The following is a 17,854-nucleotide window of genomic DNA, read 5'->3' as shown; positions in this document are numbered from 1 at the left end:
CGAGACACTCTATCAGAGCCAACGACTCTCTTCAGAGCGACCTCGACCGCCCGCAACGCAACCTATTCAGTATGCCGCAACCACACGGCAATGTGAAATCAGGTGGTAATGGCCACAGCGGGCCGTTACCGGAAACTACTTGAGAATCTTGGTAACGCGACCGGCGCCGACGGTCCGGCCACCCTCACGGATGGCGAACTTGAGGCCCTCCTCCATGGCGATCGGCTGGATCAGCTGAACCGTCATGGCGGTGTTGTCGCCGGGCATGACCATCTCGGTGCCCTCAGGCAGCGTGACCACGCCGGTGACGTCGGTGGTACGGAAGTAGAACTGCGGCCGGTAGTTCTGGAAGAACGGCGTGTGCCGGCCACCCTCCTCCTTGGAGAGGATGTAGACGGTCGCCTCGAACTCCGTGTGCGGGGTGTTCGTGCCAGGCTTGACCACGACCATGCCGCGCTCGACGTCCTCGCGCTTGATGCCACGCAGGAGCAGACCGACGTTCTCGCCGGCGCGCGCCTCGTCCAGCAGCTTGCGGAACATCTCGATACCGGTGACGACAGTCTTCATCGACTTCGGCTTGATGCCGACGATCTCGACTTCCTCGTTCGGCTTCAGCACGCCACGCTCGCAGCGGCCGGTGACGACCGTACCGCGACCGGTGATCGTGAAGACGTCCTCGATCGGCATGAGGAACGGCTTCTCGATCTCCCGCTCGGGCTGCGGAATCGCGGTGTCGACCGCGTTCATCAGCTCCATGAGCGCCTCGGCCCACTTCGCGTCGCCCTCGAGCGCCTTGAGCGCCGAGACGCGAACGACCGGCAGGTCGTCGCCCGGGTACTCCTGGCTCGACAGCAGCTCGCGCACCTCGAGCTCGACCAGCTCGAGCAGCTCCTCGTCATCCACCATGTCGCTCTTGTTGAGCGCCACGACGATGTAAGGAACGCCGACCTGGCGGGCCAGCAGAACGTGCTCGCGGGTCTGCGGCATCGGGCCGTCGGTCGCGGCAACCACCAGGATCGCGCCGTCCATCTGCGCGGCACCGGTGATCATGTTCTTGATGTAGTCCGCGTGACCGGGGCAGTCAACGTGCGCGTAGTGCCGCGCCTCGGTCTGGTACTCGACGTGCGCGATGGAGATCGTGATACCACGAGCCTTCTCCTCCGGCGCCTTGTCGATCTCGTCAAACGGCGTGTACGGGTTGACGTCTGGATACCGGTCGTGCAGGACCTTGGTGATCGCCGCGGTCAGCGTCGTCTTCCCGTGGTCAATGTGACCAATGGTGCCGATGTTGACGTGCGGCTTAGTCCGCTCGAACTTCGCCTTCGCCACTGGTGTCCTCCTGTGGACTTCTTGGTTCGTTCCGCGCGGTGCTTGCGGCCCCGACGGACTTGTCGACTTGGGTCTTGCGGCCGGAAGCCTCAGGCCCGGTGATGCAGCCCGCTCCGACCCCGAAGATCAGTCTCCCCCGCCCCACGTCGCCGTGGGGCGAGATCAACTCATTCCCCGGTTGCCTTAGCGATGATCTCCTTCGCCACGCTCGCGGGGACCTCGGCGTAAGAGTCAAACTGCATCGAGTAGCTCGCCCGGCCTTGGGTCTTCGACCGCAGGTCGCCGACGTAGCCGAACATCTCCGAGAGCGGCACCAGGGCCCGGACGACGCGGGCTCCGCCGCGCTCCTCCATCGCCTGGATTATGCCGCGTCGGGAGTTGAGGTCGCCGATGACATCACCCATGTTGTCCTCGGGGGTGACGACCTCGACGGCCATCATCGGCTCGAGGAGCGCGGGACTGGCCTTGCGGGCCGCTTCCTTGAGCACCATCGAGCCGGCAATCTTGAACGCCATTTCCGACGAGTCGACCTCGTGGTACTGACCGTCGAGCAGCGTCAGCTTGACGCCGACCAGCGGGTAACCGGCGATCACGCCGTACTGCATCGCGTCCTGGGCACCGGCGTCGACCGAGGGGATGAACTCCCTCGGGATGCGACCACCGGTGACCGCGTTCACGAACTCGTACGTCGCGCCGTCGGCCTCCATCGGCAGCGGCTCGAGCTTGACGACAACCTTGGCGTACTGACCGGAGCCACCGGTCTGCTTCTTGTGCACGAAGTCGAGCTTCTCCACGGTGCCGCGGATCGTCTCGCGGTAGGCCACCTGCGGCTTGCCGACGTTGGCCTCGACGTTGAACTCGCGCCGCATGCGGTCGACCAGGATGTCCAGGTGCAGCTCGCCCATGCCGGAGATGACCGTCTGACCGGTCTCCTCGTCGTTGCGGACGCGGAAGGTCGGGTCTTCTTCAGCCAGCCGCTGGATGGCGGTGCCGAGCTTTTCCTGGTCGGACTTGGTCTTCGGCTCGATCGCCACCGAGATGACCGGCTCCGGGAACGTCATCGACTCCAGGATCACCGGGGTCGCCGGGTCGCAGAGCGTGTCGCCCGTGGTGGTCTGCTTGAGACCCTGCACGGCGATGATGTCGCCCGCCTGCGCGGTCGACCGCTCCTCACGCTTGTTGGCGTGCATCTGGTAGATCTTGCCGATCCGCTCCTTGCGGTCCTTCGTCGAGTTCACGACCTGCGTACCCGTCTCCAGCTTGCCGGAGTAGATACGGACGTAGGTGAGCTTGCCCAGGTGCTTGTCGGTCTGGATCTTGAAGGCCAGCGCCGAGAACGGCTCGTCCACCGAGGGCTTGCGCTGCATCGGGGTCTCACCGTCGGTCGCCGTGCCCTCGATCGCCGGGATGTCCAGCGGCGACGGCAGGTAGTCGACAACGGCGTCGAGCATGGGCTGCACGCCCTTGTTCTTGAACGCCGAGCCGCACAGCACCGGGTTGGCCTTGCTCGCGATCGTGGCGCGGCGAATACCGGCCTTGATCTCCTCGACCGAGAGCTCCTCGCCCTCCAGGTACTTCATCATGATGTCGTCGTCGACGTCGGCGAGCGTCTCCAGCAGCTTGTCGCGCCACTCGTTCGCCTGGTCGGCAAGGTCGGCCGGGATCTCCTCGACCGCGTAGTCCTCGCCCTTCTGGGTCTCGCCACGCCAGGTGAGCGCGCGCATGCCGATCAGGTCGACGACGCCGATGTGGTCGCCTTCGAGGCCGATCGGGATCTGGAGAACCAGCGGGGTGGCGTTGAGCCGGTCGATCATCATCTGCACGCAGCGGAAGAAGTCGGCACCGGTGCGGTCGAGCTTGTTGACGAAGCACATCCGGGGGACGTCGTACTTGTCCGCCTGACGCCAGACGTTCTCGGTCTGCGGCTCCACACCGGCCACACCGTCGTAGACCGCGACCGCACCGTCGAGCACTCGCAGCGAGCGCTCCACCTCAACCGTGAAGTCGACGTGGCCGGGCGTGTCGATGATCTGGATCGTGTGGCCCTTCCACTCGCACTTGGTGGCGGCGGAAGTGATGGTGATACCGCGCTCCTGCTCCTGCTCCATCCAGTCCATGACGGCAGCGCCCTCGTGGACTTCACCGATCTTGTAGGTGATACCGGTGTAGAACAGGATGCGTTCGGTGGTGGTGGTCTTACCAGCATCGATGTGCGCCATGATGCCGATGTTGCGGACCTTGGCGAGGGCGGCGTCTGCGGCAGCCACGATGATCCCTACTTCGTCTCGTTGGTCAGTGTTACCAGCGGTAATGCGCGAAGGCCTTGTTGGACTCCGCCATCTTGTGGGTGTCCTCGCGGCGCTTCACCGCGGCTCCCAGGCCATTGCTGGCGTCGAGCAGTTCGTTGGTCAGGCGCTCGATCATGGTCTTCTCGCGACGGGCACGCGAGTACGTAACCAGCCAGCGTAGACCGAGCGTCGTGGCGCGCTGCGGGCGCACCTCGACCGGCACCTGGTAGGTGGCGCCACCGACGCGGCGGCTGCGCACCTCAAGGGTCGGCTTCACGTTGTCCATCGCCCGCTTGAGCGTCACAACCGGGTCGGTGCCGGTCTTCTCCCGGCAACCCTCGAGCGCGCCGTACACGATGCGCTCCGCCAGCTGGCGCTTGCCTTCCAGCAGGATCTTGCTGATCAGCTGGGTGACCAGGGGCGAGTTGTAAACCGGGTCCGCGGCGAGCGGCCGGCGCGGGGCTGGGCCCTTACGCGGCATGTCAGCTCTTCTCCTTCTTCGCGCCGTAGCGGCTACGGGCCTGCTTGCGGTTGCGCACGCCCTGCGTGTCCAGTGAACCGCGGATGATCTTGTAGCGAACGCCCGGGAGGTCCTTCACACGGCCGCCGCGCACGAGCACGATCGAGTGCTCCTGCAGGTTGTGGCCGACACCGGGGATGTAGGCGGTGACCTCGATCTGGCTGGTCAGCCGGACACGCGCCACCTTACGTAGCGCGGAGTTCGGCTTCTTCGGCGTAGTCGTGTACACACGCGTGCACACGCCGCGCCGCTGAGGGCTCCCCTTCAGCGCCGGCGTCTTCGTCTTAGTCGTCTTCGCCTGGCGGCCCTTGCGGACCAGCTGCTGGATAGTGGGCACCGGGTTCCTGTCTCCCTTCGGCCTTTCGGCCGTGCCTATTGGTGCTGTCGTCTTCGTCGCGGCCCTCGTCCGGCACCGGCATGCGCCCTTTCGGATGCTGCCGACCCCCGCGGTCGGGCGTGTCGTCCGCACACGGGTCCCGGCTCAATCTTCAAGCCGGATTTACCGGTCGCGCGCCGCTGCGTCCTACGCCCATGAGGCGGCAGGGCACGCACGAGTTGCCCGGCAAAGACCGGGCACGAGGGGAAAGAGTACCCACCGCATGCACGCAGGTCAAACGAGGTGCCCAAGTGCAGGTGACGAGCGCTCTTGTCAGTTAAGGGTACCCGCTGATCCGGCGAGCGTCTGCTCGGTTTCAGATCAATAGCGCGAGCACCATCGCGGCTGTTGTCAGGAGCAACCCGGCAGCGCCGCAGCTCATCCCGGCGATCGCCATACCACGGCCCACCAGGCGGCCGCCTGAACGGGTGATATGCCGCACGCTGTACCAGCCCAGCCCGATCGCCGCCAGCCCCGTCGTGGCTGCCAGTACGGCGAAGGCGCCGGCCACGATCGGGCCCCAGCCCGGCTTCGCGCCCGCGAGCCCGAAGCAACTGACGACCAGGGACACCAGGATCGACAGAATGCCAGCGACCATGCTGCCGATGGCCTGACCGGACACGACCGGCGGCACGTTGAAGTACGCCAGACCGAATTCGGTACCCGGGACCGGCTCGATCCGGGGCGGCGGGAAGGCGGGCGCAGGTGCCGGTGCGCGGACGCCCGCGTGATGCGGCGGGTACGGCTGCGGCCCCCAAGGCTGCTGTGGTGGGTACGGCTGCGGCCCCCAAGGCTGCTGTGGTGGGTACGGCTGCGGCCCCCAAGGCTGCTGTGGTGGGTACGGCTGCGGCCCCCAAGGCTGCTGAGGCGGCGGGAAAGGTACCGGCTGCTGGTACGCCGGACCGCCGGACGCGGCCCAACCCTGGCTGGGCGCCTGCGCCGGCTTGGCCACCTGCTCCGACTTGGCCACCGGTTCTGGCGTCTCCGGGCGGGGATCCGGCTCCTGCGCTCCCCCCGCTCCCCCGGGCGGCTCCTCGTTCACCACGCGGCCCGCTCATTCAGCACGACCGCGGCGACGGTCCGCCGGGTGGGTGCTCCCCGCTTGCTCACTACGTCTCCTCGTTGGATCACTCGCCATCCGGAGCGAATCTTGCCCCACACTGGCCGGCCACACGTACCCGTCACGCCGTGGTCAGTTGATTGTGGGCGCATAATCGCGGCCATAGCTGGCGAAATGCAGCAGCCCGGCGATGCTGGCCACCACGAGGGCCGCCGCGGCGAGAACGATGCCGGTCCACGCGAGCGCGATGCCAAGCCGCAGGCGCCGGTTGCCGATCAGGAAGCCGCTCGCGCCATGCAAGTCGGCGCGGACCTCCCGGGCGAGGACGAGAGCAATGGTCGCGGGCACCAGACCGCCGATCATGACGCCGGTGAGGGTGGCCACCACACCGAGCGCCAGGACGGCGCCCGCCTTGGTCGACCGGACCGGATCGGGGTCGAGGGGGTGCCGCCGAGGCGGCTCCGCCAACGGGGCGACACTGCTCATACGACAAGCAGACCACAGCGGCGCCCGGACGCGTGCTCCGCATCCCGAGAAAGCGTGGTCGATCAGCGCGGATTCGCATCGATCCGTGCCGGAACGGGTGCGGAGAAAAACCTGCCCAGGCAACAGTCCGGCCCCCACGAACGGCCCTGACGTTGTACCGTTGTCAGCACCAGGCCTGCTGCTTCCCCCGTGGTAGCAGGCCTGGCCTTTTTGTCTGTGCCGGCTTGTCTGTGCCGGCTTTTTAGCTGACCGATGGCGTCCGACACTGTCCGACGGCTCGGGCAGCCAGCGTCGGACAACAGCGTGGGCCCCGAGGCGATGCCTCGGGGCCCACGTTCGTTACCAGCCTTCGGACTACCGGAACGAGCCCAGATCGAAGTCGTCCAGCGGGACGGCCTGACCGCTTGCGGGACCGAATCCGTAGTCGGCCTCCGGGTACCCGGTCATCGAGTACACCTTGGCCTTCGCCTCGTCGGTCGGCTCCACCCGGATGTTGCGGTACTTGGCGATGCCAGTACCGGCCGGGATGAGCTTACCGATGATGACGTTCTCCTTCAGACCGATCAGCGAGTCGCTGCGGGCGTGGATCGCGGCGTCGGTGAGCACCCGGGTCGTCTCCTGGAACGAAGCCGCGGACAGCCACGAGTCCGTCGCCAGCGACGCCTTGGTGATACCCATCAGCACCGGACGGCCCGCCGACGGCTCGCCACCCTCGGCGACGATCCGGCGGTTCTCCGCCTCGAACTGCGCCCGGTCCACCAGCGTCCCCGGCAGGAACTCGGTCGCGCCGGAGTCGATGATCATGACCCGCTTCAACATCTGCCGGATGATGATCTCGATGTGCTTGTCGTGGATGAGTACACCCTGCGAGCGGTACACCTCCTGGACCTCCTGGGTGAGGTGCACCTGCACCGCCCGGGGGCCGAGGATGCGCAGTAGCTCGTGCGGGTCGATGGTGCCCTCGGTCAGCTTCTCGCCGACCTCGACGCGCTCACCGTCCTGCACGCGCAGGCGAACCCGCTTGGACAGCTTGTCGTGGACGATCTCCTCGCTGCCGTCGTCCGGCACGATGATGATCTTCCGCATCCGCTCGCCATCCTCGATCCGGACCCGGCCGGGGGTTTCGGCGATCGGCGCCTTGCCCTTCGGTACCCGGGCCTCGAAGATCTCCTGCACCCGCGGCAGACCCTGCGTGATGTCCTCACCGGCGACACCGCCGGTGTGGAACGTACGCATGGTCAGCTGGGTACCGGGCTCACCGATCGACTGGGCGGCGATGATGCCGACCGCCTCGCCGACGTCCACCGTCTTGCCGGTCGGCAGCGAACGGCCATAGCAGGCCCCGCAGACGCCCAGCTTGGATTCGCAGGTGAGGACGCTGCGAACCCGGACCGTCTCGACACCGGCCGCGACGATCTTGTCGACCAGGACCGTGTTGAGGTCCACGCCCCGCTCGGCGACCAGGTTGCCGTCCGCGTCACGGACGTCGTCGGCCAGGGTACGCGCGTGCGCGCCGGTCTCGGCGTGCTCGTGCACGACCAGCCGGCCGTCCAGGCGCTGCCCGATCTGCATCGGGATCGCGCGGTCGGTGCCGCAGTCCTCCTCACGGATGATCACGTCCTGCGACACGTCCACCAGACGACGGGTCAGGTAACCCGAGTCGGCGGTACGCAGCGCCGTGTCGGCCAGACCCTTACGGGCACCGTGCGTGGAGATGAAGTACTCCAGCACGGTCAGGCCCTCACGGAACGAGGACTTGATCGGCCGCGGGATGATCTCACCCTTCGGGTTGGCCACCAGGCCACGGATCGCCGAGATCTGCCGGAGCTGGAGCAGGTTACCGCGGGCACCCGAGTGGATCATCTTCCACAACGGGCTCTCCTGCGGCAGCGCGGTCTCCATCTCCTTGGCGACCTCGTTGGTCGCCTTGGTCCAGATCTCGATGAGCTCGCCGCGACGCTCCTCGGCGGTCATCAGACCACGCTGGTACTGCTTGTCGATCCGCTCGGCTTCCTTCTCGTAGCGCTCCAGGATCTCCCACTTACGCGGCGGAGCGACTACGTCTTCGATGCCGATGGTCACGCCGGACCAGGTGGCCCAGTGGAAACCGGCCTCCTTGAGCGCGTCCAGCGTGGCGGCCAGCGAGACCTTCGGGAACCGCTCGGCGAGGTCGTTGACGATCGCCGAGAGCTGGCTCTTGCGGATCTCGTAGTTGACGAAGCGGTACCCGCGCGGCAGTGCCTCGTTGAACAGCACCCGTCCGAGCGTGGTTTCCAGGATCACCGGCTCACCCGGCTGCCAGCCCTCGGGCGCCTCCCACGGCTGCTGACCGCTGCCGTTGTCGACACCGACGAGGTCGTGCAGGCGGATCTTCACCGGCGCCTGCAGGTGCAGTTCGCCGTTGTCGAACGCCATGCGCGCCTCGGCGTCGGACGAGAACGTCCGGCCCTCGCCCAGCAGCCCCGACCGCTTGTGGGTCAGGTGGTACAGACCGATGACCATGTCCTGGGTAGGCATGGTGACCGGCTTACCGTCGGCGGGCTTGAGGATGTTGTTGCTGGACAGCATGAGGATGCGGGCCTCGGCCTGCGCCTCGGCGGACAGCGGCACGTGCACCGCCATCTGGTCACCGTCGAAGTCGGCGTTGAAGGCCGTGCAGACCAGCGGGTGGATCTGGATGGCCTTGCCCTCGACCAGCTGCGGCTCGAACGCCTGGATACCCAGTCGGTGCAGGGTAGGCGCCCGGTTGAGCAGCACCGGGTGCTCGGTGATGACCTCTTCCAGCACGTCCCACACGACCGGCCGCTGCCGCTCGACCATCCGCTTGGCGGACTTGATGTTCTGCGCGTGGTTGAGGTCGACCAGCCGCTTCATCACGAACGGCTTGAACAGCTCCAGCGCCATCTGCTTGGGCAGGCCGCACTGGTGCAGCTTGAGCCGCGGGCCGACGACGATGACCGAACGGCCGGAGTAGTCGACACGCTTACCCAGCAGGTTCTGCCGGAACCGACCCTGCTTGCCCTTGAGCATGTCCGACAGCGACTTCAGCGGCCGGTTACCGGGACCGGTGACCGGACGACCGCGGCGGCCGTTGTCGAACAGCGCGTCGACGGCCTCCTGCAGCATCCGCTTCTCGTTGTTGACGATGATCTCGGGAGCGCCCAGGTCGATCAGGCGCTTGAGCCGGTTGTTGCGGTTGATGACCCGGCGGTACAGGTCGTTCAGGTCGCTCGTGGCGAACCGTCCACCGTCGAGCTGCACCATCGGGCGCAGGTCCGGCGGAATAACCGGTACGCAGTCGAGCACCATCCCCAACGGCGAGTTGGTGGTGTTGAGGAAGGCGGCGACGACCTTGAGCCGCTTCAGGGCACGGATCTTCCGCTGGCCCTTGCCGGTACGGATCGTCTCGCGCAGGTTCTCGGCCTCAGCGTCGAGGTCGAGGTTCTGCAGCAGCGACTTGATCGCCTCGGCGCCCATGCCGCCGGTGAAGTACTCACCGAACCGGTCGCGCAGCTCGCGGTACAGCAACTCGTCGGTGACCAGCTGCTTGGGATCGAGCTTGCGGAAGGTGTCCAGCACCTCGTCGAGGCGGTCGATCTCGCGCTGCGCCCGGTCGCGGATCTGGCGCATCTCGCGCTCGCCAGCCTCCTTGACCTTGCGCCGCACGTCGGCCTTGGCGCCCTCGGCCTCCAGCTCGGCAAGGTCCTGCTCGAGCTTGGCGGCGCGCTTCTCGATCTCCGCGTCGCGGGCGTTCTCGGCCTGCCGCTTCTCGGCGCCGATCTCGTTCTCGATCGTCGACATGTCGCGGTGACGCGCGTCGGCGTCCACGCTCGTGATCACGTACGACGCGAAGTAAATGATCTTCTCGAGATCCTTCGGCGCCAGATCGAGCAGGTACCCCAGACGGCTGGGGACACCCTTGAAGTACCAGATGTGGGTGACGGAAGCGGCAAGTTCGATGTGGCCCATGCGCTCACGGCGGACCTTGGCCCGGGTCACCTCGACGCCGCAGCGCTCACAGATGATTCCCTTGAACCGGACCCGCTTGTACTTGCCGCAGTAGCACTCCCAGTCCCGGGTCGGACCGAAGATCTTCTCGCAGAAGAGTCCGTCCTTTTCGGGCTTGAGGGTGCGGTAGTTGATCGTCTCGGGCTTCTTGACCTCACCGTGCGACCACTGCCGGATGTCGTCGGCAGTAGCCAGCCCGATGCGAAGCTCGTCGAAGAAGTTGACGTCGAGCACTCTTCTATGTCCCTCGAATCAGTTGCTCGGGTGGTTGCCAGGGGTCGGGCGGGGGTCGCCGGGTGGCGACCCCCCACACGGATAGATCAGACTTCCTCGACGCTGCTCGGCTCCCGCCGGGACAGGTCGATGCCCAGCTCCTCGGCGGCCCGGAACACCTCGTCGTCGGTCTCGCGCATCTCCAGGGCCACGCCGTCACTGGAGAGCACCTCAACGTTGAGGCACAGCGACTGCAGCTCCTTGAGCAGCACCTTGAACGACTCCGGGATGCCCGGCTCGGGGATGTTCTCGCCCTTGACAATGGCCTCGTAGACCTTGACGCGGCCGAGAACGTCGTCCGATTTGATCGTCAGCAGTTCCTGCAGCGCGTAGGCCGCGCCGTAGGCCTGCATGGCCCAGCACTCCATTTCACCGAAGCGCTGCCCACCGAACTGTGCCTTACCACCCAGCGGCTGCTGCGTGATCATCGAGTACGGGCCGGTGGACCGGGCGTGGATCTTGTCGTCAACCAGGTGGTTGAGCTTCAAGATGTAGATGTAGCCCACGGCGATCGGGTCGGGCAGCGGCTCGCCGGAACGACCGTCGAACATCTGCGCCTTGCCGGAAGCGCCCACCATCTGCTGGCCGTCCCGGTTGGGCAGGCCCGACGCGAGCAGACCGGTGATCTCTTCCTCCCGGGCGCCGTCGAAGACCGGCGTCGCCACGTTGGTGTCCGGCTCGGACTCGTGGGCGTTGATCGTCCTAAGCGCCTTCTTCCACTCGGCGTCGTCGCCTTCGACCTTCCAACCGGTCTTGGCAACCCAGCCGAGGTGTGTCTCCAGTACCTGGCCGATGTTCATCCGGCTCGGCACGCCGAGCGGGTTGAGAACGATGTCGACCGGGGTGCCGTCCGGCAGGAACGGCATGTCCTCGACCGGCAGGATCTTGGAGATGACGCCCTTGTTGCCGTGGCGGCCCGCGAGCTTGTCACCGTCCTGGATCTTGCGCTTCTGAGCGACGTACACGCGGACCAGCTCGTTCACGCCCGGGGACAGCTCGTCGCCATCCTCGCGGCTGAACGTACGCACGCCGATCACCGTGCCGTTCTCACCGTGCGGCACCTTGAGGCTGGTGTCGCGGACCTCACGGGCCTTCTCGCCGAAGATCGCCCGGAGCAGGCGCTCCTCCGGCGTCAGCTCGGTCTCGCCCTTCGGCGTGACCTTGCCGACCAGGATGTCACCCGGTACGACCTCGGCACCGATGCGGATGATGCCGCGCTCGTCCAGGTCGGCGAGCATCTCCTCGCTGACATTCGGGATGTCGCGAGTGATCTCCTCCGGACCCAGCTTGGTGTCGCGGGCGTCCACCTCGTGCTCCTCGATGTGGATCGAGGTGAGCACGTCCTCCTGCACGAGGCGCTGCGACAGGATGATCGCGTCCTCGTAGTTGTGGCCCTCCCAGGGCATGAACGCCACGAGCAGGTTGCGCCCGAGCGCCATCTCGCCCTCGTCGGTGCAGGGACCGTCGGCGATGACCTGGCCGGCCTCGACGCGGTCACCCTCGAAGACGACCGGCTTCTGGTTGATGCAGGAGCCGGCGTTGGAGCGGCGGAACTTGTGCAGAAGGTACGTACGGCGGTGGCCGTCGTCCTGGTGCACCGTGATGTAGTCGGCGCACATGTCCTCGACGACACCCGGCTCCTCGGCCAGCACGACGTCACCGGCGTCCGTAGCCGCCCGGTACTCCATGCCGGTGCCGACCAGCGGCGACTCAGCCTTCACCAGCGGCACGGCCTGACGCTGCATGTTCGCACCCATCAGGGCCCGGTTCGCGTCGTCGTGCTCGAGGAACGGGATCATGGCCGTCGCGACCGACACCATCTGGCGCGGCGAGACGTCCATGTAGTCGACCGACTCGGGGGCGACGTAGTCGAGCTCGCCGCCCTTTCGCCGGACCAGGATCCGGATCTCGGCGAACCGGCCGTCGGACTGCAGCGGCGCGTTCGCCTGGGCGATGACGTGCCGGTCCTCCTCGTCGGCGGTCAGGTAGTCGATCTGGTCGGTGACCCGACCCTCGACGACCTTCCGGTACGGCGTCTCGATGAAGCCGAACGGGTTGACCCGCGCGAAGGTGGAGAGGGCGCCGATCAGACCGATGTTCGGGCCTTCCGGCGTCTCGATCGGGCACATCCGGCCGTAGTGGGACGGGTGCACGTCACGGACCTCGAAGCCGGCCCGCTCACGGGACAGACCACCGGGGCCGAGCGCGGAGAGGCGCCGGCGGTGGGTCAGACCCGCGAGGGGGTTGGTCTGGTCCATGAACTGAGACAGCTGCGACGTACCGAAGAACTCCTTGATCGCCGCCACGACGGGGCGGATGTTGATCAGGGTCTGCGGCGTGATCGCCTCGACGTCCTGGGTGGTCATCCGCTCGCGGACAACCCGCTCCATGCGGGACAGACCGACCCGAACCTGGTTCTGGATCAGCTCGCCCACCGTCCGCAGACGGCGGTTGCCGAAGTGGTCGATGTCGTCGGCCTCGAAGCCCTCTTCGCCCGTGTGGAGCTTGCAGAGGTACTCGACCGTGGCGACGATGTCGTCTTCGGTCAGGACGCCCGTGGTGATCGGGATGTCCAGCTGGAGCTTCTTGTTGAACTTGTAGCGACCAACCTTGGCGACGTCGTACCGCTTCGGGTTGAAGAAGAGGTTGTCGAGCAGGGTCTGCGCGTTCTCCCGCGTCGGCGGCTCACCCGGCCGCAGCTTGCGGTAGATGTCCAACAGCGCCTCGTCCTGCCCGGCGATGTGGTCCTTCTCCAGTGTGGTCATCATGAGCTCGGACCAACCGAAGCGCTCACGAATGCGCTCGGCGGACCAGCCGATGGCCTTGAGTAGCACGGTCACCGCCTGACGGCGCTTACGGTCAATCCGTACGCCGACGGTGTCGCGCTTGTCGATGTCGAACTCCAGCCAGGCACCCCGGCTCGGGATGACCTTGACGCTGGACAGATCGCGGTCGGAGGTCTTGTCCGGCTGCTTGTCGAAGTACACGCCCGGAGACCGGACGAGCTGGCTGACCACGACGCGCTCGGTGCCGTTGATGATGAACGTGCCCTTGGGCGTCATCATCGGGAAGTCACCCATGAACACCGTCTGGCTCTTGATCTCGCCAGTGGTGTGGTTGGTGAACTCCGCGGTCACGAACAGTGGCGCGCAGTAGGTCAGGTCCTTCTCCTTGCACTCCTCGATCGAGGCCTTGACCTCGTCGAAGCGTGGCGCGGAGAACGACAACGACATTGTGCCGGAGAAGTCCTCAATTGGGCTGATCTCGTCGAGGATCTCAGCGAGGCCGGATCGTGCGTGCTGATCACCAGCTGACCGAGCCTGCCAAGCCTCGTTACCGACCAGCCAGTCAAACGACTCGTTCTGGATGGCAAGAAGGTTGGGAACCTCCAGGTGTTCGGTGATCCTGCCGAAGGAGATCCGGCGGGGAGCGAATGCGCTCGACGAGTTAATGGTCTTCGCAGGGCGGGAAGCTGCCAAGATGCGTCCTTCCGAGGACCGGTGGTGCGGCGGCCGTTTCGCGTGCAGCCCGACGGCCCCCCGTCGAGAGCGCCCATGGATGAGCCACTCGCAACAGAGGGGTAGTCGGAAGACAGCGCAAACTAGCAGTGTAGCCGAAAGGCTAACCGCTGTCGAGTCGCCACCGGTTGGCCACCGAAAAGTGCTCCTGACCTCCGAAAATCCGGAGACCGAGACCTCGCGGCACCGACCGTAGCCACTCCCCAAGGGCCCAACCAGAAGGCCGCACCCGAAGGTGGGCGCCGGCCGCGGCGCCCGCGGAAGGTGATGCTGCTTCAGCCTGCCTGGATCGTGGTCACTCAGTCAAGAGTTGCCGCAACAGCACGCCGCGTGTTCGGCAGTATGACCCGCCGAGTACCCGCCGAATTACCTCCAAACTAACCCGTTTCGGCCTTACATTTTCCATGAGCTGAGCCGTTTGAGGGTGCGAACACCCCGACGAAATATGCAAAAGGGTGGTTACTCCGGAAAATTCCGGAGTAACCACCCTCAGGCTGCGGCGCGTGACGCCGCAGGGATTACTTCAGGGTGACCTTGGCGCCCTCGGCCTCGAGCTTGGCCTTGGCCTTCTCGGCGGTCTCCTTGTTGGCCTTCTCGAGGATGGCCTTCGGCGCAGCCTCGACCACGTCCTTGGCCTCCTTGAGGCCCAGGCCGGTCAGCTCACGCACGACCTTGATGACCTGGATCTTCTTGCCACCGTCAGCCTCGAGGATGACGTCGAACTCGTCCTTCTCGGCCTCGGCCTCGGCGGGGGCGCCAGCGGCGGCCGGGCCGGCAGCGGCGACCGCGACGGGAGCGGCGGCCTTGACGTCGAAGACCTCTTCGAACTGCTTGACGAACTCGGACAGCTCGATCAGCGTCATCTCCTTGAACGCGTCGAGCAGCTCGTCGGTGCTGAGCTTAGCCATGAGCAGGCTTTCCTTTCCTAGCTACGAAAAATCAAGATCAGGCTTCGGCCGGGGCCTCGGCCTCGGCCGGGGCGGCTTCGGCGCCGCCTTCGGCTGAGCGCTTGTCCTGCAGGGCCGCGGCCAGGCGCACGGCCTGGGCGAGCGGAGCCTGGAAGGTAGCAGCGGCCTTGCTCATGCTTGCCTTCATGCCGCCGGCCAGCTTGGCCAGCAGCACCTCGCGGGGCTCGACGTCGGCGAGCTTCTTGACGTCGTCCGCAGACATCGGACGACCCTCGAAGACACCGCCCTTGATGACGAGGAGCGGGTGAGCCTTCGCGAAGTCACGCAGGCTCTTGGCCGCTTCGACGGGGTCACCGCCGACGAAGGCGAGCGCGGTAGGACCGGTGAACAAATCGTCGAGGCCGCTGACACCCGCGTCGGTCGCCGCGCGCTTCGCCAGCGTGTTCTTCGCGACCTCGTACGTGGTCTCACGCCCGAGTGCGCGCCGAAGCTCCTTGAGCTGCGCGACCGTAAGGCCGCGGTACTCGGTGAGCACCGTCGCCGACGAGTCACGGAACGCTTCGGTCAGCTCAGCAACCGCGGTGGCCTTGTCGGCCCGAACCGGCTTGTCCGCCATGTCCCTCCTCTCTCGTTGCTTCAGGCTGGTCGGCCCGGAAAACGAGAGACGCCCCGGCGCAGGGCGCACGGGGCGGGATCGGCCGCACAGGCCGTCACACTGACCGTCCTTCGAACATCCGGGCTCGGACGGCTTCACCGGCCGGTCCTGAATGCTCGCCCTGCGCGGGTCGCCCGCGGATGCGGGGCCTTCGACCGTGCGAGCACGGCGACCAGCGGTCTTTGGGTGGAACTACGCAGGCTAGGTTACGCGAGGATCGGCCGGTCACCAAATCGGGGTGCACCCATGGGACCGGAAAGAACAATCGGGCGCCCTCCGAGTTCTCGGAGGGCGCCCGATGACGTGAAGCGAGCGGCCTTACTCGGCCGACTCCTCCTCGGTCAGACCACGCGTGCGGTTGGGGTCGACCGGAACGCCGGGCCCCATGGTGGTGCTCATCGTGACCTTCTTCAGGTACTTGCCCTTGGCCGCCGAGGGCTTCGCGCGCAGGATCTCGTCGAGGACCGCGGCGTAGTTCTCAACCAGCTGCGTCTCGCTGAAGCTGGCCTTGCCGATGATCAGGTGCAGGTTGGCGTGCTTGTCCACCCGGAACGTGATCTTTCCGCCCTTGATGTCCGACACCGCCTTGGTGACGTCCATCGTGACCGTTCCGGTCTTCGGGTTCGGCATGAGACCGCGCGGGCCCAGGATCCGCGCGATCCGGCCGATCTTGGCCATCTGGTCGGGGGTCGCGATCGCCGCGTCGAAGTCGAGCCAGCCCTCCTGGATGCGGGCGACCAGCTCGTCAGAGCCGACCGCGTCCGCACCGGCGGCCTCCGCCTCGGCGGCCTTCTCGCCAGCCGCGAAAACGATCACGCGGACGGTCTTGCCCGTGCCGTGCGGCAGGTTGACCACGCCACGCACCATCTGGTCGGCCTTGCGCGGGTCAACGCCCAGGCGCATGGCCACCTCCACGGTGGCGTCGAACTTCGTCGGGCTGGTCTGCTTGGCCAGCTTGACGGCCTCCGCCGGGCTGTACAACGCGTCGCGGTCGATCAGATCGGCCGCCTTGCGGTAGTTCTTGCCGTGCTGCATAAGTCTTTGCTCCTGTGGTCGTTGGCGGACCGGCTATGCGGCCCTCCCACGGGTTGTCTGAGGTCTACTCGGCGACGTTGATGCCCATCGACCGGGCGGTACCGGCGATGATCTTCTCGGCCTGCTCGAGGTCGTTCGCGTTGAGGTCCGCCATCTTCTTCTCGGCGATCTCACGCAGCTGGGCGCGGCTGATCGAGCCGACCTTCTCCTGGTGCGGCACGCCAGAGCCCTTCTGGATGCCAGCAGCCTTGATCAGCAGGCGCGCGGCAGGCGGCGTCTTGAGCACGAAGGTGAAGGAGCGGTCCTCGTAGACGCTGATCTGCGCCGGGACGATGTCACCGCGAGACGACTCGGTGGCGGCGTTGTACGCCTTGACGAACTCCATGATGTTCACGCCATGCTGACCGAGCGCGGGGCCGACCGGCGGCGCCGGGGTCGCCTGGCCCGCCGGTAGCTGAAGCGTGAACGTCTTGACGAGCTTCTTCTTCGGAGGCATGTCTGTCTTCCTGGGCGTGGTGCTCACCCGGCGCGTTGCCGGGCGAGGCGGGTCTGCTTGAGACTCGATCGCCGGAAACGCGCGCACGCTGACGCGCCGGCGATCGGGCCGGACGGTCTAGGTTACCCCAGCCAGGCTAGAGCTTCGCCACCTGGTTGAAGTTGAGCTCGACCGGCGTCTCCCGACCGAAGATCGACACCAGCACCTTGAGCTTCTGCTGGTCTGCGTTGATCTCGCTGATCGTCGCGGGCAGCGAGGCGAAGGCGCCGTCGGTGACGGTGACCGAGTCGCCCACCTCGAAGTCGAGGACCTTGATCTCGGGCCGGCCGGCCTTCTTCTCCTCCTGCTGCACGGCTGGGGCCAGCCACTTGACGACCTCGTCGAGCGACAGCGGCGCGGGCCGGTCAGCGCGGTCGGTGGCGCCGACGAAGCCGGTCACCCCGGGGGTGTTGCGCACGCAGGAGTAGGACTCCGGGGTCAACTCCATGCGGACCAGGATGTAGCCCGGGAAGACCTTGTTCTGCACGTTCAGGCGCTTGCCGTTCTTGACCTCGATCTCTTCGCGGGTCGGGACCTCGACCTGGTAGATGAAGTCCTCCATGTCGAGGCTCGTGATACGGGTCTCGAGGTTGGTCTTCACCTTGTTCTCGTAGCCGGCGTACGAGTGGACCACGAACCAGTCGCCGGGTGCGAAGCGCAGCGCGGCGCGCAGTTCGGCAACCGGGTCCGCGACGTCGCCGCCCTCGGCTCCACCGGGCAACTGCTCAGCGGCACCGACCAGCTCCACTGAGCCGGCGTCAGTGGGGGCAGTGTCCTCGGCCGGGGCATCGGCTTCCGCGCGTGCAGCGTCGGCGCTCGCGGTCCCGCCGACCTCGTGGGCCGCCGTCGCGACGGTCGAGTCG

The 17,854-nt window shown here is 66.6% G+C and carries 12 protein-coding genes and 1 pseudogene; all 13 read right to left on the bottom strand.

All coding sequences use genetic code 11. The features are described 5' to 3' along the window. Window positions 1-135 precede the first annotated feature (135 nt). Window positions 136-1,329 carry an elongation factor Tu gene (gene tuf / locus HC028_RS09620; RefSeq protein WP_168075428.1) on the bottom strand — a complete coding sequence of 398 codons (1,194 nt, stop codon included), beginning with the start codon at window positions 1,327-1,329 and terminating at the stop codon, window positions 136-138. Window positions 1,330-1,496: 167 nt separating this feature from the next. Then, on the bottom strand, window positions 1,497-3,596 hold the full coding sequence (gene fusA / locus HC028_RS09615) for an elongation factor G (protein ID WP_168075424.1): 2,100 nt from the start codon (window positions 3,594-3,596) through the stop codon (window positions 1,497-1,499). 31 nt (window positions 3,597-3,627) lie between these two features. Continuing rightward, on the bottom strand, window positions 3,628-4,098 hold the full coding sequence (gene rpsG, locus HC028_RS09610; RefSeq protein WP_168075420.1) for a 30S ribosomal protein S7: 471 nt from the start codon (window positions 4,096-4,098) through the stop codon (window positions 3,628-3,630). A gap of 1 nt (window position 4,099) precedes the next feature. Next, on the bottom strand, window positions 4,100-4,474 hold the full coding sequence (rpsL, locus tag HC028_RS09605) for a 30S ribosomal protein S12 (protein WP_167925028.1): 375 nt from the start codon (window positions 4,472-4,474) through the stop codon (window positions 4,100-4,102). 355 nt (window positions 4,475-4,829) lie between these two features. Next, on the bottom strand, window positions 4,830-5,135 hold the full coding sequence (locus tag HC028_RS09600; RefSeq protein WP_338091273.1) for a hypothetical protein: 306 nt from the start codon (window positions 5,133-5,135) through the stop codon (window positions 4,830-4,832). Between the two features lie 570 nt (window positions 5,136-5,705). Then, complete coding sequence (locus HC028_RS09595; RefSeq protein WP_168075411.1) at window positions 5,706-6,059, bottom strand: hypothetical protein; 354 nt, start codon at window positions 6,057-6,059, stop codon at window positions 5,706-5,708. 354 nt (window positions 6,060-6,413) lie between these two features. Then, window positions 6,414-10,301, bottom strand: coding sequence for a DNA-directed RNA polymerase subunit beta' (locus HC028_RS09590; protein ID WP_168075409.1), 3,888 nt, complete (start codon window positions 10,299-10,301; stop codon window positions 6,414-6,416). Between the two features lie 86 nt (window positions 10,302-10,387). Further along, complete coding sequence (rpoB, locus tag HC028_RS09585; RefSeq protein ID WP_168075407.1) at window positions 10,388-13,819, bottom strand: DNA-directed RNA polymerase subunit beta; 3,432 nt, start codon at window positions 13,817-13,819, stop codon at window positions 10,388-10,390. Between the two features lie 557 nt (window positions 13,820-14,376). Beyond that, complete coding sequence (gene rplL, locus HC028_RS09580) at window positions 14,377-14,766, bottom strand: 50S ribosomal protein L7/L12 (RefSeq protein WP_168075397.1); 390 nt, start codon at window positions 14,764-14,766, stop codon at window positions 14,377-14,379. A gap of 37 nt (window positions 14,767-14,803) precedes the next feature. Further along, on the bottom strand, window positions 14,804-15,382 hold the full coding sequence (rplJ, locus tag HC028_RS09575; protein ID WP_168075395.1) for a 50S ribosomal protein L10: 579 nt from the start codon (window positions 15,380-15,382) through the stop codon (window positions 14,804-14,806). A 357-nt stretch (window positions 15,383-15,739) separates the two neighbouring features. Then, entirely contained in the window at window positions 15,740-16,456 is a 717-nt protein-coding gene (gene rplA / locus HC028_RS09570; protein WP_168075393.1) for a 50S ribosomal protein L1, read from the bottom strand. Window positions 16,457-16,520: 64 nt separating this feature from the next. Beyond that, on the bottom strand, window positions 16,521-16,952 hold the full coding sequence (gene rplK / locus HC028_RS09565) for a 50S ribosomal protein L11 (protein ID WP_168075391.1): 432 nt from the start codon (window positions 16,950-16,952) through the stop codon (window positions 16,521-16,523). 136 nt (window positions 16,953-17,088) lie between these two features. Then, window positions 17,089-17,679, bottom strand: a pseudogene (nusG, locus tag HC028_RS09560) (transcription termination/antitermination protein NusG); the annotation flags it as partial. Window positions 17,680-17,854: the final 175 nt, after the last annotated feature.

This window comes from Planosporangium flavigriseum, assembly GCF_011947225.1.
Classification (GTDB): Bacteria; Actinomycetota; Actinomycetes; order Mycobacteriales; family Micromonosporaceae; genus Planosporangium; species Planosporangium flavigriseum.
This window is presented reverse-complemented; position numbering and strand designations above follow the sequence as displayed.